The 19,519-nt window shown below is 59.5% G+C and carries 16 protein-coding genes; 7 read left to right on the top strand and 9 right to left on the bottom strand.

The features are described from left to right. Positions 1-9: 9 nt before the first annotated feature. Genes ACR0KS_RS06445 through ACR0KS_RS06435 form a run of 3 tightly spaced genes read left to right on the top strand, consistent with a single transcriptional unit; the run spans position 10 to position 3,904 of the window. Positions 10-1,221, top strand: a complete 1,212-nt coding sequence (locus tag ACR0KS_RS06445; RefSeq protein ID WP_170382324.1) for an acetyl-CoA C-acetyltransferase — start codon at positions 10-12, stop codon at positions 1,219-1,221. Next, positions 1,221-1,706 carry a cupin domain-containing protein gene (locus ACR0KS_RS06440; RefSeq protein WP_170382322.1) on the top strand — a complete coding sequence of 162 codons (486 nt, stop codon included), beginning with the start codon at positions 1,221-1,223 and terminating at the stop codon, positions 1,704-1,706. Before ACR0KS_RS06445 ends, ACR0KS_RS06440 begins: the two co-directional genes overlap by 1 nt. After that, positions 1,703-3,904 carry a 3-hydroxyacyl-CoA dehydrogenase NAD-binding domain-containing protein gene (locus ACR0KS_RS06435; protein WP_170565351.1) on the top strand — a complete coding sequence of 734 codons (2,202 nt, stop codon included), beginning with the start codon at positions 1,703-1,705 and terminating at the stop codon, positions 3,902-3,904. Before ACR0KS_RS06440 ends, ACR0KS_RS06435 begins: the two co-directional genes overlap by 4 nt. Positions 3,905-4,021: 117 nt before the next feature. Here ACR0KS_RS06435 and ACR0KS_RS06430 read toward each other — a convergent pair whose 3' ends face one another. Both ACR0KS_RS06430 and ACR0KS_RS06425 read right to left on the bottom strand, forming a co-directional pair. Further along, complete coding sequence (locus ACR0KS_RS06430) at positions 4,022-4,678, bottom strand: sulfotransferase family 2 domain-containing protein (protein WP_170565355.1); 657 nt, start codon at positions 4,676-4,678, stop codon at positions 4,022-4,024. Continuing rightward, a complete protein-coding gene (locus ACR0KS_RS06425; RefSeq protein WP_170565358.1) occupies positions 4,675-5,610 on the bottom strand; it encodes a DMT family transporter in 936 nt (311 codons plus the stop codon). Before ACR0KS_RS06425 ends, ACR0KS_RS06430 begins: the two co-directional genes overlap by 4 nt. 150 nt (positions 5,611-5,760) lie before the next feature. On the opposite strand from ACR0KS_RS06425, the gene ACR0KS_RS06420 reads away from it, so the two are divergent. Further along, positions 5,761-6,774 (top strand): hypothetical protein, encoded by a 1,014-nt coding sequence (locus tag ACR0KS_RS06420; RefSeq protein ID WP_170565361.1) that lies wholly within the window; start codon positions 5,761-5,763, stop codon positions 6,772-6,774. 5 nt (positions 6,775-6,779) lie between these two features. Here ACR0KS_RS06420 and upp read toward each other — a convergent pair whose 3' ends face one another. The 7 genes from upp to ACR0KS_RS06385 all read right to left on the bottom strand — a co-directional run bounded on the left by upp (position 6,780) and on the right by ACR0KS_RS06385 (position 13,171). After that, positions 6,780-7,412, bottom strand: a complete 633-nt coding sequence (gene upp, locus ACR0KS_RS06415) for a uracil phosphoribosyltransferase (RefSeq protein ID WP_170382313.1) — start codon at positions 7,410-7,412, stop codon at positions 6,780-6,782. After that, positions 7,409-8,395, bottom strand: coding sequence for an adenosine deaminase (locus ACR0KS_RS06410; RefSeq protein WP_170484722.1), 987 nt, complete (start codon positions 8,393-8,395; stop codon positions 7,409-7,411). Before ACR0KS_RS06410 ends, upp begins: the two co-directional genes overlap by 4 nt. Beyond that, positions 8,392-9,603 carry a phosphopentomutase gene (locus ACR0KS_RS06405; RefSeq protein WP_170565364.1) on the bottom strand — a complete coding sequence of 404 codons (1,212 nt, stop codon included), beginning with the start codon at positions 9,601-9,603 and terminating at the stop codon, positions 8,392-8,394. The genes ACR0KS_RS06410 and ACR0KS_RS06405 overlap by 4 nt, the downstream gene beginning before the upstream one ends. Next, on the bottom strand, positions 9,600-10,907 hold the full coding sequence (locus ACR0KS_RS06400; RefSeq protein WP_170565964.1) for a thymidine phosphorylase: 1,308 nt from the start codon (positions 10,905-10,907) through the stop codon (positions 9,600-9,602). Before ACR0KS_RS06400 ends, ACR0KS_RS06405 begins: the two co-directional genes overlap by 4 nt. Positions 10,908-10,911: 4 nt before the next feature. Further along, complete coding sequence (locus ACR0KS_RS06395) at positions 10,912-11,304, bottom strand: cytidine deaminase (protein WP_170565366.1); 393 nt, start codon at positions 11,302-11,304, stop codon at positions 10,912-10,914. Between the two features lie 102 nt (positions 11,305-11,406). Further along, the gene (locus ACR0KS_RS06390; protein ID WP_170565370.1) at positions 11,407-12,504 is read right to left on the bottom strand and encodes a cupin domain-containing protein; all 1,098 of its coding nucleotides are present in this window, start codon (positions 12,502-12,504) and stop codon (positions 11,407-11,409) included. Beyond that, on the bottom strand, positions 12,473-13,171 hold the full coding sequence (locus ACR0KS_RS06385) for a hypothetical protein (protein WP_170565373.1): 699 nt from the start codon (positions 13,169-13,171) through the stop codon (positions 12,473-12,475). The genes ACR0KS_RS06390 and ACR0KS_RS06385 overlap by 32 nt, the downstream gene beginning before the upstream one ends. A gap of 187 nt (positions 13,172-13,358) precedes the next feature. On the opposite strand from ACR0KS_RS06385, the gene ACR0KS_RS06380 reads away from it, so the two are divergent. The 3 genes from ACR0KS_RS06380 (at position 13,359) to ACR0KS_RS06370 (ending at position 19,312) form a co-directional block, all read left to right on the top strand. Next, positions 13,359-15,632, top strand: a complete 2,274-nt coding sequence (locus tag ACR0KS_RS06380) for an NADP-dependent malic enzyme (protein ID WP_170565376.1) — start codon at positions 13,359-13,361, stop codon at positions 15,630-15,632. 255 nt (positions 15,633-15,887) lie between these two features. Continuing rightward, the gene (gene prpE / locus ACR0KS_RS06375; RefSeq protein ID WP_170417671.1) at positions 15,888-17,777 is read left to right on the top strand and encodes a propionate-CoA ligase PrpE; all 1,890 of its coding nucleotides are present in this window, start codon (positions 15,888-15,890) and stop codon (positions 17,775-17,777) included. Between the two features lie 95 nt (positions 17,778-17,872). Then, positions 17,873-19,312, top strand: a complete 1,440-nt coding sequence (locus ACR0KS_RS06370) for an amidase family protein (RefSeq protein WP_170565379.1) — start codon at positions 17,873-17,875, stop codon at positions 19,310-19,312. The last annotated feature ends 207 nt before the right edge of the window (positions 19,313-19,519 follow it).

The following is a 19,519-nucleotide window of genomic DNA, read 5'->3' as shown; positions in this document are numbered from 1 at the left end:
GAGCTACTCATGACCGAAGCTTATATCTATGACGCCCTGCGCACCCCGCGCGGCAAGGGCCGCAAGGATGGCAGCCTGCACGAGGTGACCTCGGTGCGCCTGTCGGCCGTTGCCCTGAACGCAATGAAAGAGCGGAACAACCTCGAAGGGCACGCCGTCGAAGACGTGATCTGGGGCAACGCCACGCAAGTAATGGAACAAGGCGGCTGTCTGGCCCGGACTTCGGTTCTGGCCTCGGACCTGGACGAGCGTATCCCCGGCCTGTCGATCAACCGTTTCTGCGCCTCGGGCATGGAGGCCGTAAACCTGGCCGCCAACCAGGTCAAAGGCGGTGCCGGTGACGGCTATATCGCTGGCGGCGTCGAGATGATGGGCCGCGTGGCAATGGGTTCGGACGGCGCTGCGATCGCTGTTGATCCTTCGGTGGCAATGGACACCTATTTCGTGCCGCAGGGGATTTCCTCGGACATCATCGCGACCGAATACGGCTTTACCCGTGATCAGGCCGATCAGCTGGCGATGGAATCGCAGCGTCGTGCAGCGAAGGCATGGGAAGAAAACCGGTTCGAGAAATCGGTCATCTCGGTCAAGGACCGCAACGGCCTGACCATTCTGGACCGCGACGAGTACATGCGCCCCGGCACCGACATGCAGAGCCTCGGCAGCCTGAACCCCGCCTTTCAGATGATGGGCGAACAGATGCCCGGTTTCGACAAGGTCGCGCTGCTGAAGTACCCGCACCTGGAAAAGATCAACCACATCCACCACGCGGGCAACAGCTCGGGCATCGTGGACGGGGCTGCGGCTGTTCTGATCGGCAACAAGGAATTTGGTGAAAAGCACGGCATCAAGCCGCGCGCACGCATCAAAGGCACCGCCAAGATCGGTCTGGACCCGACCATCATGCTGACCGGCCCCGTGCCCGTCACTGAGAAAATTCTGGCCGATACCGGCATGGCGATCTCTGACATGGATCTGTTTGAAGTCAACGAAGCTTTCGCCTCGGTGGTTCTGCGCTTCCAGCAGGCGTTTGATGTCGATCCCGAGCTGGTCAACGTCAACGGCGGCTCGATCGCGATGGGTCACCCGCTGGGCGCAACCGGTGCGATCATCATCGGCACCCTGCTGGACGAGCTGGAGCGCCAAGACAAGGAAACCGGTCTGGCGACCCTGTGTGTGGCGTCCGGCATGGGTGCGGCCACGATCATCGAGCGGGTCTAATGCCCAAGCTGGATCTCACTCAGATCCCGTTTCAGGGCGGCTCGGCCTATCCCGGCAAGCTGGCCGAGGCGACCGCGGGTCGTTTCGTACAGCGCATCGGTGATGCGGGCGGGCTGACCCAATACGGGGTCAACATCGTGCGGTTGGAGCCGGCGGGGCAATCCTCGTTGCGTCACTACCACATGGAGCAGGACGAGTTCGCCATTGTGCTGACCGGCACCTGCACCCTGATCGACGACGATGGTGAGCATGAGATGCAGCCCGGCGACTGCGCCGCTTTCCCGGCTGGTGAGCCTAACGGACACCAGCTTGTGAACAATACCGATGCGCCCGCGACCTTTTTGGTGGTGGGCACGCGGACCCCGACCGAGACCGGCTATTACAGCGATATCGACATGATGGTGAAGGATGACGAGAACGGATTTTCCTTCACCCGTAAAGACGGCAGCCCCCTGACGGCTGACCAGATTGGAGACGACGGATGACCGAGTTTACGCTCAGCAAAGACGCAGATGGCGTCGCAACAATCACCTGGGATGTTCCCGGTAAATCAATGAACGTGATGTCCTATGACGGGCTGTCGCAATTGAACGACTGCATCGATCAGGCATTGGCCGATGACGAGATCAAGGGCGTCATCATCACAAGCGGCAAAGAAGGCTCTTTCGCCGGCGGAATGGACCTGAACCTTCTGGCCGTCATGAAAGAACAGGCCGGTGATGATCCAGCCAGGGGTCTGTTTGAGGGCACGATGAACATTCACGCCCTGCTGCGCAAAATCGAACTGGCAGGCATGGACCCCAAGACCAAAAAGGGCGGCAAGCCGATTGCGACCGTTCTGCCCGGCACTGCCGCAGGGATCGGCATGGAGCTGCCCCTGTCCACACACCGTATCTTTGCGGGTGAAAACCCCAAGGCCAAATACGGTCTGCCCGAAATTCTGATCGGTATCTTCCCCGGCGCGGGCGGTACAACCCGGATGGTCCGCAAAGTTGGCGCGATTGCTGCTGCACCTTTGCTGCTGGAAGGTAAGCTGCTGGACGTCAAGAAAGCCAAGGGTGCCGGTTATGTCGACGAGATCGCAGCCGATCCGATGGCCGCAGCCAAAGAGTGGGTTCTGAACGCGAAGGACGCCGACCTGGTTAAACCTTGGGATGCCAAGGGGTACAAGATGCCCGGCGGCGCTCCGTTCAGCCCGGCTGGTTTCCCGAACTTCGTCGGTGCCGCCGCGATGGTGCACGGCAAGACCCAAGGCGCCTTCCCTGCGGCCAAGGCTCTGCTAAGCGCGGTCTATGAAGGCGCGCTGGTTGACTTCGACACCGCCATTCGCATCGAAGCCCGCTGGTTCACAACCGTCCTGTTGAACCCGTCATCGGGCGCGATGATCCGCTCGTTGTTCCTGAACAAGGAAGCTCTGGAAAAAGGCGCTGTGCGTCCTGCGGGTATTCCGGATCAGTCGGTCAAGAAGATCGGCGTTCTGGGCGCAGGCATGATGGGCGCCGGTATCGCTCTGGTTTCGGCGCAGGCCGGGATGGAGGTTGTGCTGATCGACCGTGATCAAGCTGCCGCCGACAAGGGCAAAGCCTACACCGAAGCGTATCTGGACAAAGGAATGAAGCGCGGCAAGGTCACAGCCGAAAAGAAAGAAGCCATGCTGGGCCGCATCACCGCGACGCCCGAGCTTGAGCAACTGCAAGGTTGTGATCTGATCATCGAGGCCGTCTTCGAGGATCCGGGTGTCAAGGCCGAGATGACCAAGAAGGTCGAAGCGATCATCCCCGAGGATTGCATCTTTGCGTCGAACACGTCGACCCTGCCGATCACCGATCTGGCCAAGGCGAGTGCGCGGCCTGAGCAGTTCATCGGCATCCACTTCTTCTCGCCGGTCGAGAAGATGTTCCTTGTCGAGATCATCAAGGGCAAGGAAACCGGGGATCGCGCGGTCGCCAAGGCGCTGGACTATGTGCGCCAGATCCGCAAGACGCCGATCGTGGTCAATGACGCGCGGTTCTTCTACTGCAACCGCTGCATCATTCCTTACGTCAACGAAGGCGCGCGGATGATCACCGAAGGCGTCAGCGCTGTTCTGATCGACAACGCGGCCCGTCAACTGGGCTTCCCGGTGGGTCCGATCAACCTGACGGACGAGACCTCGATTGATCTGGGTGCCAAGATTGCCCGGGCGACCAAGGCCGCGATGGGCGATGCTTATCCCGAAAGCTCGGCGGATGATCTGATCTTCTGGATGGAAGAACAGGGACGTCTGGGTCGCAAGGCCAATGCAGGCTTCTTCGACTATGACGAAAAAGGCAAGCGCCTGGGCTACTGGAAAGGTCTGCAGGACAAATATCCGCTGGCCGTCGAGCAGCCCGACCTGATCGAGGTTCAGGAACGTCTGATGTTCGCACAGGTTCTGGAAGCCGTCCGCGCGCTGGAAGAAGGCGTTGTGGAAGACATCCGTGAAGCCGATGTGGGCGCGATCCTGGCCTGGGGCTTTGCGCCGTGGTCCGGTGGCCCGCTCAGCTGGGTTGACATCATCGGCACGCCTTACGCCGCCGAGCGTTGCGACCAGCTGGCCGCCAAATATGGCGAGCGTTTCTCTTGCCCGCCGCTGCTGCGTGAGATGGCTGAAAAAGGCCAGACCTTCTATGGCCGCTTCGACCCCGAAGCCAAAGCTGCCTAAACGAAAAAAGCTGGCGCATGATCCTATGCGCCAGCTTTCCACTTTCTGTGAAGCCCGCACCTATCTTGCTGCTGAGCTTCACCGCGCAACCCTCTCAAATATTGTTTGAATTCGCGATCAGGACGGCGGGTCGAACTGGTACCCAAACCGGTCGATATCTTCCGTGCAGGCACGCGCAATAGCCGACGCGGTGCGGTCTGAGTAGTATTGCCTATACCCTTCGGAACGCAGAGACGGGTTCAGGCGCGGCAGATCGAACCGAAATCCAAGATGCGCAAATAATGGTTCTGCATCCTGCTCAAAATGTTCCAGCCGAATGTAGGCCCGGCAACACTCCCGCCCCTCTGCCGTGGTCATGTATTGGCGCGCTGGATGGTTGTGAAATGATCGCAATGTTGCGGGGTGCAAGACGAAGTCTTCAAAAGGCAGCGCCTTGGCCAGCGAGACCGCAGGATGATCAAAATCCTGATCCTGCAACCAGTGAAAATAACTGACCATTCGGTCCCATGGATTGCGTACCAGCGTGAAGGTAAACATATCCTTCAGGTCGTCGGCTGTCAGAACACCGTCGATATCCGCAAGTGTCGAGTGTTTCCACAGCCGCCCACGGGCAGATAGCGATTTGGCCCGATTGCGACGCCTCTTGGCTTTGGGTGTGTCCCCCAACAAAATGTCATCTTTCATCGCACGCTGTTCCAGCGCCAGCGAGAGCGATGTCCCCCCTGTTTTGGGAATGTGGACGAAAACATAGCGCCGCTCGCGCGAAATAATCACGCCGCCACCTTTCGCACCGCTTCGCGCGAGGCGCGCCACCCCAACAATGCCCCAGCCGTGGCGATCAGGCCAATTCCCACCGTCTGCAACATTCCGATTGTTTGACCGAACGCGAACCATGCAAAGAGAGGCCCAAAGACCATAACCGAGTATTCAAAGACCGCGACATATGACGGCTCGCCGATCTGGTATGACTTGATCAGCATAAAAACGGCAATCGTTGACCCTCCGGCCTGCAACAAAATCCAAGGGACGGCAGGCATCATATTGGGTTCCCAACCGCGGGTCGCAAAGCCTTGCGCTCCGGCGGCTGACTCCAGCGGAAAAACGGACAGGACTACAAGCCCGATTGCCCCGGCCATCCCCAAGGTGATGACCATGGCCGCCAATAGCGAAACAGTACTTTCCTCAGAGCAATGGCTGCGCGTGATTATGGCGCTCAGGGCATAGAACAAGCCCCCTGCAACAGGCAGCAAGCTCAACGTGTCAAACTCATACGGATTCGGCTGCAAGACGCATAAGATACCGCAAAACCCAAGGATGACCGCAAAGATACGCCACGGCCCGATGGTCTGTTTCAGCCACAGGGCCGAGATCAAAAGCACGAAGATCGGTGACGTGAACAATCCCGCAAGCGCTTGGGCAATCGGCATCAGCGCCAATGACGAAAAGTAGAACAACATGGCCAGGGTGATCAGAACACTGCGCAGAACAACCGGCCCCAGCCGTTTCGGGCGCAAGCTGCCCAGCCCCATCAGCGACAGCCCGGCAATCAGCGGCAACATCAGCAAAGAACGGCTTAGGTGGAACTGCCACAATCCGATCGTTTCGGCCAACAATACCACCACATTGTCGATCACCCCGATAATCGCCATGGCGCTGATCATCAGTATCGACGCGAGTATTGGTGATGTCTGCGCTTCTGACTGCATCTGCCGCCCCGACACTGATCCCGACCGCGAAGTTTTCCCCGCGCGTCGTGATATCCAGCACAATTCCCAATTGACGTGCAACAGGTTTGCGCCATTGGATTTTAGCGTGCTAAACTAAGTTCAAATAATAAACGAGCAGACCTCACCTTGATGACGGCATTGAAACAGTACCAACGGATCGAAGCTACCGGTCTGTGGCGTCCCTCGCCCGATGTGCAACGGCGCGAGGTCGTGGTTTCGATTGGCGAAGCGACCCTGACGATTTCGGATTTCAATGACCGCGCCCTGACACATTGGTCACTGGCCGCGCTAGAGCGGCAGAATCCCGGCAGCTTTCCCGCGATATTCAACCCCGATGGAGACCCGGAAGAAACGCTGGAGCTGGCAGAATCCGAAACCACGATGATCGAGGCCATCGACCGCCTGCAACGCGCAATCGACCGCGCGCGGCCACATCCGGGGCGGCTGCGCTGGCTGAGCGTTGTGGGCGTTGTCGGGGCGGTACTTGCGCTTTTGCTGCTATGGGTACCGGCGGCCTTGCAAAACCACGTTGTGTCTGTGGTGCCAGAGATCAAAAGGCAGGACATCGGCGACGCCATCCTGAACCGGATCGAAAGGGTATCTGGGCAGGCTTGCACCTCAGCGGATGCACAGGACGCACTGGACCGATTGGCAGAGCGGACGGGGGTTCGCAGCGTTGTTATCCTGCCAGCGGGCGTGCAAAGCAGCCTCAGCCTGCCCGGAGGGATCATCCTTCTGAACCGGTCATTGGTCGAGGATCACGAAGACCCCTCGGTCGCGGCAGGCTATATCATCGCCGAGCGCGCGCAGGCCGCGGCGCAGGATCCACTGGACGATCTTCTGGACCGAACCGGAGCACGCTCTGCCTTTCGTCTTCTCACGACCGGAGAGCTGACACCCGAGATCGTCGATACCTATACCGAGCAAGTCTTGTCAGAGCCGCGCCCGACATTGTCGGACGACGACCTGCTTGAGCTTTTTGCGCAAGTCGCCCTTCCCTCGACACCGTATGCCTATGCGATGGACGTGACAGGCGAGACTGTTCTTGGCTTGATCGAGGCCGACCCGATGGCGGGACGACCTTTGCAACAGGTATTGCCGGACCGCGATTGGGTCCGGCTTCAGAACATCTGCGGAGAGTAGACCGCTTATTTGGTGCCGAACATCCGGTCCCCGGCGTCACCGAGACCCGGCATGATATAGCCTTTGGAGTTCAGCTCGCGATCCAGCGAGGCGGTCACGATGTGAACATCGGGGTGCGCCTCTTTCATACGCGCAACACCTTCAGGGGCTGCCAACAGGCATAGGAACCGGATATCGGTGGCGCCCGCCTCTTTCAGCAGGTCGATCGCTGCGGCCGAGCTGTTGCCCGTGGCCAGCATCGGATCGACGGCGATCACAAGGCGGTCTTTCAATCCTTCGGGCGCTTTGAAGTAGTACTGAACAGGTTTCAGCGTTTCTTCATCCCGGTAGAGGCCTACAAATCCCACGCGGGCCGATGGGACCAGTTCCAGCACACCATCCAGCATGCCGTTACCAGCCCGCAGGATGGACACCAGCGCCAGTTTCTTACCTGCCAGTATCGGGGCGTCCATCTCCTCCATCGGGGTTTCGATGTGTCGGGTGGTCAGGGGCATCTCGCGCGTGATCTCATAGGCCAGCAGCAGCGTAATCTCGCGTAGCAGTTGGCGGAAAACGGCGGTCGATGTGCCCTTGTCCCGCATGAGCGTCAGTTTGTGCTGAACCAGCGGGTGGTCGACGACGGTCAGGTGTTCGCTCATGATCTCTCCAGTCTTTTCTTGACCCGTGCGCGGGTCTCTTCATCGCAAAAGGCCGCTGTCAGGGCCGTTTCATTCAGGGCTGCAAAATCGTCGGCTGTCCAGCCGAAGGCTTTGGCCAGCATCTCATATTCCCGTCGCATTGTGGTATGGAAAAACGGGGGATCGTCGGTTGAAACCGTCACTTTAACACCAGCGTCCCGCAGATTTGCGATTGGGTGGGCCGAAAACTCGGGGAACAGCCCAAGAACCACGTTCGAGCCGGGGCAGACCTCAAGCGTCACCTCGCGATCCACCAGTTCATGGACAAGATCGGGGTCTTCGTGCGCGCGAACCCCATGGCCGACACGCTCTACGCCCAGTTCCCGGATGGCGTCCCTAACGCTTTCGGGGCCGCCGAATTCACCCGCATGAGTGGTCAGACGTAACCCGGCCTCGCGCGCGCAGTCAAAGGCCCACTTGTAATCTCCCTGCGTTCCAACGGATTCGTTGCCGCCCATTCCAAAGCCGGTGATCCAGTGCCCAGCAGTTTCCGCAGCGCACCGGGCGCTGACCTTGGCCTGTTCCGCCCCGAAATGACGCACACAAGTCACGACACCGCGCAGAGTGATATCGTATTTCCGTTCGGCCTCATCCGCGGCGTCCTGAATGGCATTCAGGTAGTCGCGCCAGGCATGCAGGTCTCCGCCGCCACAGAAGTCGGGGCTAAGGAAGGTTTCCGAGTAAACGACCCCGTTCGCTGCACTTTCCTCAAGGATCGCCAGCGTAAGCCGTCGAAAATCCTCGGGCGATTTCAGCACTTCGCAGGCTGCCTCGTACACGCTGAGGAAATGCGCGAAGTCCCGGAAATCATAGCTGCCGTCCGGCTTGAAAATCCCGCTCAGGTCGATGCGTTTTTCATGGGCCAACTGTCGGATAAAGGCGGGCGGCGCCGCGCCTTCGTGATGCAGATGCAGTTCGATCTTTGGCAGGTCTGCTACGGTCATAGAAAACTCCGTCCCGGCCCTTGGGCCGGAATGTTCAAATGGGTCGCAATACTTGCGGCGATATCAGCGAAATTGACGGCTCCGATTTCACCCGCGCCCAGTCCGGCGATCAGCACCGGCACTTGTTCACGTGTGTGGTCCGTTCCGATCCAGCTTGGATCATTTCCGTGATCTGCGGTCAACAGCATCATATCTCTGGGGCGCAGGCGCGAAAGAAGGGCGCCGATCTCACGATCAAACCACTCCAACGCACGGGCATAGCCGCTGATATCCCGGCGGTGACCAAAAAGGCTGTCAAACTCGACGAAATTGGCAAAGGTCAGGCCGCCCTCTTCGGCCTCGTCCACCAGGTCGGACAGGTGCCCCATCAGTTCCGCATCCGAGCCCTTGCGCAGCGTATCAATCCCCTGCATCGAGAAGATGTCGCCGATCTTGCCCACCGCATGCACCCGCCGCCCCGCGTCCTGAACCCAATTCGTCAGAACCGGCGCAGGCGGTAGGATGGCAAAATCCTTGCGGTTGGTTGTGCGGGTAAAGCCCGTGTCCGGTGAGCCGATAAAGGGACGGGCGATCACGCGCCCAACCCTCATCTCGTGCAGCCGAGGCGCAAGCGCACGGCACATGTCCAAAAGACGCTCAAGACCAAAACTTTCTTCATGGGCGGCGATCTGAAAGACGCTGTCTGCCGACGTGTAGCAGATCGGCCAACCGGTTCGCATATGCTCGGCCCCCAATTCCGCGATGATCGCCGTGCCCGAGGCATGGCAATCGCCCAAAATCCCTTCTGTTCCAGCCGCTTGTGCGGCAGCATGGCTCAGATCATTGGGAAAACTGGGGATTGTATCCGGGAAATAGTGCCAGTCCCAAGGTACGGGAAGGCCCGCCAGTTCCCAGTGCCCTGACGGTGTGTCCTTGCCTCGCGAATGCTCGCGCGCGCAGCCCCAAAGACCGATTGGCTCGGCCTGCAATCCCGGCGTTTCATCGCCAGAGGCCAGCCGAGTGGCCGCCCCCAGCCCCAATGCGTCTAAGTTCGGCAGGCGCAGCGGCCCAGACCGCCCTTCCTCGGCCCAGCCCTCGGCGCAGGCCTGCGCAATATGGGCCAGCGTGTTTGCTCCGGTATCCGGCACGTCACCGTTATAGAACCGATCCGCGTCCGGTGCCCCACCGATGCCAACCGAGTCCATGACGACCAGAAATGCTCGGCTCATGCTGTGATCCTTTCGTGCACGATACCCGAAAGCGACGGGCTTTCAGGGCCAAGGCTGATCGCGCGCAAGACCGATTGCGCGGCCTGTCGCGCCGCATCCTCGCGGGCGGCGTGGATCACGGCCAAGGGCGCGCCCTTGTCGATCTTGCTGCCCAATCGCACGATATCGGAAATGCCAACAGCCGGGTCGATCACGTCATCCTCGACCTGTCGGCCACCGCCCAGCGCAACAACGGCAAGGCCCAGCGCCTCACCGTCCATTGCGGTGACATATCCGCTGGAAGGTGCCGGAACCTCGAGAATAACGCTGGCTTCGGGCAAGTAGCGCGACCAGTTTTCGACAAAGTGCAACGGGCCGCCAACAGCAGCCACCATGCGCCCGAACCGTTCCGCGGCGCGGCCATTGCGGATAACCTCGGCGACCTTGTCGCGCCCTTCATCCAGTGTTGAGACCATTCCGGCATCAACCAGCAGAACACCGCCCAGTTCTGCCGATATCTCGACCAGAGGTGCATTCTGCCCGCCGGTCAGAACCTTCATGACCTCGCAGATTTCCAACGCATTCCCCAGTGCCGGGGCTAAGGGCTGGTTCATATCCGTGATCACGGCCGATGTCCGGCACCCGGCGGCATTGGCTGTCTCGGTCAATGCCTTCGCTAGTTTGCGCGCGTCCTCATGCGTTTTCATGAATGCGCCGCTGCCAACCTTGACGTCCAGAACCAGAGCGTCCGGGCTGGCCGCCAGTTTTTTGGACAGGATCGAAGCGGTGATCAGATCAAGGCTTTCCACCGTCGCGGTAACATCCCGGATCGCGTAAAGCCGCTTGTCCGCTGGGGCGATCTGCCCCGTCGCGCCGACGATGGCCGCCCCCTCATCACGCAATATCTGGGCCAGTCGATCCTGCCCGATCTGCGTGGAAACACCGGGGATGGCTTCGAGCTTGTCCAGCGTTCCTCCGGTATGGCCCAGCCCACGTCCCGAGATCATGGGAACAAAAGCGCCCAATTCGGCCAGCGCCGGGGCCAGCACCAGACTGACACTGTCGCCCACCCCCCCGGTCGAGTGTTTATCGATCACCGGGCCGTCAACGTCCCACGTCAGAACCTCGCCGCTGTCACGCATCGCGACGGTCAGATCGGCCCGTCCCTGTGCACCAAGCCCGCCCATGCAGACAGCCATTGCAAAGGCTCCGGCCTGCGCGTCACTGACCCCGCCATCCGCAAGCCCCTGCGCAAACCAGTTCAACTCGGCAGCCGTTGGAACCTCAGACCGGCGCAACTTTGCGATAATCGAACGGGCGTCCATGCGATCAGACATCCTCCATATGCGATGCGTCGAACGCACCGGGCAAAAGGTCACCGATCGTTGTTACCAATTCGGCGCCGTCCACGCTGGCCAATGTCACCTTGACGTCTCGCTTGCCGAATTCAGCCAGCTTTTGCCTGCATCCCCCGCAAGGCGGCACAGGCTGAGGGGACGAGGCCACCACATACACTTCGGTCAAGCCCTGCTCACCTGCGGCGACCATGGCAGCGATCGCACCGGCTTCGGCACAGGTGCCTTCGGGATAGGCCACGTTTTCAACATTGCACCCGGCATAGACCTGACCCGAGTCCGACCGGATCGCCGCGCCGACCTTAAAGTTGGAATAGGGCGCGTATGCGTTTTCCCGAACCGAAAGTGCTGCGTCTTTCAATGTCATGGCGAATCCCCAATTTTTGATCATCTGGTCAGAAAGTAATACCCTAAAGGAATGCACTCGGGGAATTGAAGCCCCAAGCGCAGATTTCCTGAACCAAATCGGTTAGTCCAGCGCCGTGTTAAAGACACCCGGCAGCGTGACCTCCAACAGTTCGACGTCATCCGACGGGTCGGCCAATCGGGTGCGCATGCCGGGTGGGATGACAAAAGCGTCCCCCTGCTCCAACCGGTACGGATCGCGCCCTTCGCCCTCAAGGGTGACTTCGCCGTTCATGACGAACGTAAAGTGAATGTCGGTATCGTGCGTTGCCCAAGCCGGCTCGCCCTGCCCTTTGCGCACCACCTGCACCCCGGCCACACCCTTGGTGTTTTCGGCAATCGTGGTATCCCGGCAAACATAGCCCGGCAGCCGGAACGCCCCCCATTCTGCACCCTCGGCCCGGTTAAAGACGAACTTCTGGCCCTGCCATTCCCGGTCTGGACGGAGGTGCGGGGTGGGGAGTGTCATGTCGTGGTCAATCTCGGTGACGTGCTCGGCTGGCACACCGATCTCGATCACTTGCACGTTGTCTGATGCTTCGAGCACGCGATGGCGAATTTCCGGCGGCTGGATAAAGCAATCGCCGGCTGTCAGTCGCATCTTGTCGCCCTGATCCTCGTAGACCACGTCCACCCAGCCGTGGATGCAGAAGATCAACTGAAACCCGACCTTGTGGAAATGCACCATGTCCGGCACCGGCCCGCCATCCGGTATCCGAATATGGCTGGCAATGATCGACCCACCCAAACGGTCGGGCACCAGATCGCGGTAATGCATCCCAGCGCGCCCAATAATCCACGGCGCCTGATCCTTGAGCCGCCGCACCACAAACGAATGAACCGTATCCGGCATCACCATCGGAGGGTTGAGTTCTTCGATCTCGACCCGCGTACCGTTCGGGGCGATCAATGAGCGCTGACCATCGGCAAACCCGTCAGGATCATCGGTCAGAATACGCAGTGTCCCCGGACTTTCCGGTGCATCCTTTTCAATCCGAAGTCGCAACCCGTGCCCTGAAAACACTGCGATACGCGGATCATCAGCGGGATAGATCATATCCATCCGCATACCCAGAACCTTGGTAAAAAAGGGGATGTCGTCGCGCAGTTCCTGCGTCGGCAGTCGAAATTCAGCGCGGGTCTGGTTGGGGCTGTCCGTCATTCAATGTCCCATCGATTTCAGCTTTGGGCCATCCGATCAGAACGGAGGCCAAAATGCCAATCGAAAAGAACATCTCGAGCATTTCTTCAAGCACGAAAAACCGTACCATCATGATGCCGGAAAACACCTCTCGGTAGACGAAAGATACTTCCTCAAGCCCTTGGGCGACGACTGCACAGGTGCCCGCCAGCACGAAAATCACAAGAAACGGCGCGCGATCTCTAGCAGCACGAAACGCGTTTGGTATGCCATGCCAGACCAACCCACCCAGAACGATCAAACCCAATGCTATTCTGACGGCGGTCATATCAAGCGCAGCATCCAGACCAGTCAGAACCTCAAACGGCATACTGCCTACGGGGTATATGTCGGCATCCAGTTCTCTTTCTGCCAATAGCAGGCAGACCAGCCCGATATACATCCGCTTGATACCGGGAAAGCGGTAGAACGCAGCAAGACCCGCAGAGAAAAGCGCCGCGGCGGACAAAGTCTCGATCAAGCCGCCTTCCTGATTGAGCGTAGAACTCTGGACGGGCCAAAAGGCGGCGACACCGAGCAAAACAGCGCCCAAAGCCAACGCAGCCCGAAACGCAATCCACCCGGAACCGAGGAACACTTTTTCCGTAGGAAAAACGTTCCCGGCCTGAAACTCGTCTTTATAGCTCATGGGTGTCCTTTGGTGCCAGACAGGATTGCGACGATTTCGCAGATGCCGGAACGTAACCACTTTGCGACGGATTTCAACCAAGCGGGCAATACAAGGTTTCAAAACTGTTGCAGATTGACGCAACGTAGCCAAGCCGGAAAAAATAGTTTAACCCTCAACCAAATTTCGGAAGGGAGATGAATCGCCGATGTCTGACACACCTAGCCTGCGGCAGGCCGCGCTTGACTATCACGCCCATCCGAAACCCGGAAAGCTAGAGATCAAAGCGACCAAACCTATGGCCAACGGCCGCGATCTGGCCCGCGCCTACTCGCCCGGCGTGGCCGAGGCCAGCCTTGAAATCAAAGCAAACGCGGAAAATGCCGAACTCTATACGGCTCGTGGAAATCTTGTGGCCGTGGTCTCCAATGGCACGGCCGTTCTAGGGCTGGGCGATATCGGGGCGTTGGCTTCCAAACCCGTGATGGAAGGCAAGGCCGTCCTGTTCAAGAAATTCGCAGGGATTGACTGTTTCGACATCGAGGTCGATCAGCCTGACCCGGAAAAGCTGGCCGATATCGTCTGTGCGCTGGAACCGACCTTTGGCGCGATCAATCTGGAAGACATCAAGGCGCCGGACTGTTTCATCGTTGAAAAGCTGTGCCGGGAACGGATGAATATCCCTGTTTTCCACGACGATCAGCACGGTACTGCCATCGTTGTCGGGGCCGCCGCCAAGAACGCCCTGCACGTGGCTGACAAGAAATTCGAGGACATCAAGGTGGTCTCAACCGGCGGCGGAGCGGCGGGGATTGCCTGTCTCAGCATGTTGGTCAAGCTGGGCGTCAAGCGCGAGAATATCTGGCTGTGCGATATTCACGGGCTGGTCTACGAGGGCCGCGCCGAGGATATGAACCCGCACAAAGACCAGTTCGCGCAGAAATCTGACCTGCGCACTCTGGATGACGTGATCGGAGAAGCGGACCTGTTCCTGGGCCTCAGCGGACCAAACGTGCTGAAACCTGAAATGGTGGCAAAAATGGCCAGCCGTCCGATCATTTTCGCGCTAGCCAACCCCACGCCCGAGATTCTGCCCGATGCAGCCCGCGAGGTTGCCCCCGATGCGATCATTGCCACCGGCCGCAGCGATTTCCCCAATCAGGTCAACAACGTCCTGTGTTTCCCATTCATCTTCCGAGGCGCTCTGGACGTTGGTGCGACCGAGATCAACGATGAAATGCAGATCGCTTGTGTGGACGGGATTGCAGAGATGGCCCGCGCCACCACCAGCGCCGAAGCAGCCGCTGCGTACAAGGGCGAACAACTGACCTTCGGGCCAGATTATCTGATCCCCAAACCGTTTGATCCCCGACTGGTTGGCGTTGTGTCCTCGTCTGTCGCCAAGGCTGCAATGGAGAGTGGGGTCGCCAAACGCCCCATCGAAGATATCGAGGCATATAAAGAGCGGCTGAACCAGACCGTCTTCAAATCCGCCCTCATCATGCGACCCGTCTTTGAGGCCGCCGCCGCTGCGTCCCGCCGCATCGTATTTGCCGAGGGCGAGGATGAACGTGTCCTGCGTGCCGCTCAGGCCATCCTTGAGGAAACGACAGAGACTCCAATCCTGATCGGACGCCCTGACGTCATCGCCGCGCGATGCGAGCGTCTGGGCCTGACCGTACGTCCCGGCGAGGACTTGCAGATCGTGAACCCCGAAAACGACCCTCGCTATTATGACTACTGGAATTCATACCACGATCTCATGCAGCGCCGGGGTGTGACGCCAGACCTTGCCAAGGCGATCATGCGGACAAACAGCACCGCGATTGGCGCGATCATGGTTCATCGGGGTGAAGCGGACAGCATGATCTGCGGCACATTCGGCGAATACCGATGGCACCTGAACTATGTCGAACAAGTGCTGGGCGACGGCGATCTGAGACCTCACGGAGCACTGTCGCTGATGATCCTTGAGGACGGCCCGTTGTTCATTGCCGATACGCATGTGCGGCAACTGCCCACGCCCGAGGAATTGGCCGAAGCCACCCTTGGGGCAGCGCGCCATGTACGGCGGTTCGGGATAGAACCCAAGATCGCGTTTTGCTCGCAATCTCAGTTTGGCAACCAGGCGGAAGGGTCGGGCAAGCGCCTGCGCGCTGCGTTGGACATTCTCGATTCGGAACCTCGCGACTTTACCTACGAAGGCGAGATGAATTTGGACGTGGCACTGGATCCCGAACTGCGTTCGCGGATCTTTCCGAACTCGCGCCTTGAGGGGGCGGCCAACGTACTGATTTTTGCCCATGCAGACGCAGCCAGCGGAGTCCGCAATATCCTCAAGATGAAGGCCGACGGGCTTGAGGTCGGTCCGATCCTTATGGGGATGGGCAATAAGGCGCATATCGTGACGCCCTCGATAACGGCGCGCGGGTTGCTGAACATGGCGGCCATCGCGGGCACTCCGGTCGCGCACTACGGATAAGACAGCGCCGGGCATCCTTTTGGATGTCCGGCCTGATTCTACCGCTGTTTGCACGCAGCGATTTGCAGATTTGCAAATGCGGCAACGCCACACCTTCAAATCCATCGAACACAGTGGATTTGCAAAAATTTGCAATCGAAAATGGGCCTGTCTGCAAATATTTTGCGGTAAAGTGACGCCCCGTCACAGCGGTCGCTTGTGCGGTGCTCTTTGCAGCCCTAACAACAGCGCAGGGAATTTTCGGAGGAGACCACAGTGGCATATCAGGACGTTTACGATAGCTGGAAATCCGATCCAGAGGCATTCTGGATGGAAGCCGCCAAAGGGATAGACTGGGTCCAGCCGCCGACCAAAGCTTTGTTTGACGACAAAGCCCCTCTGTATGAGTGGTTTTCCGACGCCAAGGTGAACACCTGCTGGAACGCGGTGGACCGGCATGTCGAAAATGGCCGGGGCGAGCAGACCGCGATCATCTACGACAGCCCGATCACCCACACCAAGCGTGAGATTTCCTATGTCGAACTCCGCAACCGTGTGGCGACCCTTGCGGGCGCCTTGCGGGCCAAGGGGATCGAGAAAGGCGACCGGGTGATCATCTATATGCCGATGATCCCCGAGGCGCTTGAGGCAATGTTGGCCTGCGCCCGTCTGGGTGCCGTTCACTCCGTGGTGTTTGGCGGGTTTGCAAGCAATGAACTGGCAGTGCGGATCGACGACGCCAAGCCCAAGGCAATCATCGCGGCCTCATGCGGGATCGAACCGGGGCGCGTCGTGCACTACAAACCCCTTCTGGACGGCGCCATTGATCTGGCCAGCCACAAACCCGACTTCTGTGTGATTTTTCAACGCGAACAGGAAGTGGCGCAACTGATTGAGGGGCGCGATTTCAACTGGCACGGCTTTCAATACGGCGTCGAACCCGCGGAATGCGTCCCAGTAGAGGGCAATGATCCGGCATATATTCTGTATACATCGGGCACCACGGGTTTGCCCAAAGGTGTTGTGCGTCCGACAGCCGGTCATCTGGTCGCCTTGAACTGGACGATGAAGAACATCTACGACGTCGATCCCGGCGACGTGTTTTGGGCAGCGTCCGACGTCGGTTGGGTCGTGGGGCATTCCTACATCTGCTACGCCCCGCTGATCCACGGCAACACGACCATCGTGTTCGAGGGCAAGCCAGTCGGCACCCCGGATGCGGGGACGTTCTGGCGCGTGATAGCTGAGCACAAGGTCAAGAGCTTTTTCACCGCCCCAACCGCCATCCGTGCGGTCAAGCGCGAAGACCCCAAGGGTGAGCTGATCTCGAAATACGACTTGTCCAGCCTGCGCGCGCTGTTCCTTGCAGGTGAACGTGCGGACCCCGACACGATCGAGTGGGCACAGGACGCCCTGAAGGTTCCAGTCATCGACCACTGGTGGCAGACCGAGACCGGATGGACCATCGCTGGCAACCCGATAGGGATCGAAGAACTACCGGTCAAGCTGGGCTCTCCGGCGAAACCAATGCCGGGCTACGATGTTCAAATTCTAGATGAAGGCGGTCACCCGATGAAACCCGGTGAGCTGGGCGCGATCGCGGTCAAGCTGCCCCTGCCCCCCGGCACTCTGCCGACGCTGTGGAATGCGCAGGACAGGTTCCAAAGCTCATACCTCAACCAATTCCCCGGCTACTATGAAACCGGAGATGCGGGGATGATTGATGAGGACGGATACCTCTACATCATGGCGCGCACCGATGACGTGATCAACGTCGCCGGTCACCGCCTGTCCACCGGCGGGATGGAGGAGGTTCTGGCCGCCCACCCCGATGTGGCCGAGTGCGCGGTCATTGGTGTGACCGATCAGTTGAAAGGGCAAATGCCCGTCGGGTTCCTGTGCCTGAATGCCGGGTGCGAACGCGACCATGCAGAGGTTGTACAGGACGTGGTCAAACTGGTTCGCGAAAAGATCGGCCCGGTTGCGGCGTTCAAACAGGCCGTGGTGGTGGATCGCCTGCCCAAGACACGTTCGGGCAAAATCCTGCGTGGGACGATGGTGTCGATCGCGGACAGCAAGGACTACAAGATGCCCGCAACAATCGACGATCCCGCCATTCTGGATGAGATTACGGACGCGCTGAAAACCATCGGCTACGCCCAGTAATCGGGCTGAGGGGCACGGCGCGTCACCCCCTGCCCCGGCTTTTTCTTGCAACCCGTCACCGGGCCTCTACTGTCTGACCAAGACAGTGAGGCCCCATGACATCAAGTGACATCTGGCGTCTGAACGCCACCGATCTGACCGCCCTGACCCGCAATGGGGACATCAGCGCCGAAGACGCCGTAAAATCATCCCTTGATCGGATGCAACAGGTGAACCCCGACCTGAATGCCGTGGTCGAGGACCTGAGTGGCGAAGCCCTGACCCGTGCCCAAAATCTGGACAAGACCGTGGCCAATGGTGCCGAGCCTGGGCCACTGCACGGTGTTCCCGTAACGATCAAGATCAACGTGGATCAAAAAGGTCACGCGACCTCGAACGGGGTTGTTGCGCTGAAGGACGTGATCGCTCCGGCTGATGCGCCGGTTGTTCGCAATCTTCAGAATGCAGGGGCCATCGTCATTGGGCGCACGAACACGCCTGAATTCTCATTCCGGGCGGATACGGATAACGAACTCCACGGTCGGACGAATAACCCGTGGGGCCGCCACATCTCGCCCGGAGGGTCGTCGGGTGGCGCGGGGGCCGCGGTGATGGCCGGAATTGGTGCGCTGGCTCATGGCAATGACATCGGCGGTAGCCTGCGCTTTCCGGCTGCTGCAAACGGAGCCGTGACGGTGAAGCCGGGGCTCGAGCGCGTGGCTGCATGGAACCCCAGCCAAAAGACCGAACGGGGTTTGCTGGCGCAGTCGATGTCGGTGCAGGGTTTGATCACACGCTCGGCCGCTGATCTGCACCTTTCGATGCCCAGCCTGATTGCGCCCGACCCGCGCGATCCCTTCCATGTACCGATGCCGTGGCGCGGCCCTGCCGACGACGGCCCGATCAAAGTCGCATTCACAAAGGACACACTCGGATACGCGCTGCACCCCGAGGTTGACCGGGCCTTGGACACCGCCCGAGACGCGCTGGTGGACGCAGGTTATCACGTCGAAGAAATCGCACCCCCGGATGTATTTGAATGCGGCCGCGGCGGGTATCGCGCCTTGATGGGCGAAGTGCTGACCCTGTTGAAAAGCGATATCGAGGCGGCCGGATCGCAGACCATTCGCGATATCTTTGAGGTCTATTTTCAGGAGTTCCCGCCAATCACCGGAACAGACCTGATCGAGATGCTGGCCAAACGTACGCACTATGCCCGTGAATGGTCGCTTTTCATGCAGGACTACCCGCTGATACTCTCTCCGTTTCTGCCCCAGCCGTTCTTCAAACCCGACCGCGACACCGAAGGCGCGGAAGGCGTTCATGAGGTTCTAGGCTGTGCCGTCTATTCCTATGCGATGAATTTCCTCGGCCTGCCTGCGGCCAGTGTCCCCACGCATCTGGCGAACCTTCCGCAAGGGCCGCAGCCGATCAACGTGCAGATCGCGGCCCGCCGCTGGCGCGAAGACATGGCGGTGGACGCGGCTGCCGCGATCGAAGCGCGCGTCGGCCAGATGTGCCTTCCGCTCTGGGACAAGATGAGCGCGTCAGAGTAAACAAGCGCTCAGAACAAAATAGACCCCGGGTTTTTGTGCCCGGGGTCCGCTTGCTAAAATATGCCCGGAGATCCGATAACGAGCGTAGCACCACCTACCCCCGCCAGCGCGAAAAATGCGCATTCATTTCGAAAACACCGTTGGCGGCCACTCACTCCCACCTTGATGTGTTCTTCGGGCAAGTTCAGATTAAACCAGCGTTAATCC

This window comes from Ruegeria sp. BC7, assembly GCF_056539165.1.
This window is presented reverse-complemented; position numbering and strand designations above follow the sequence as displayed.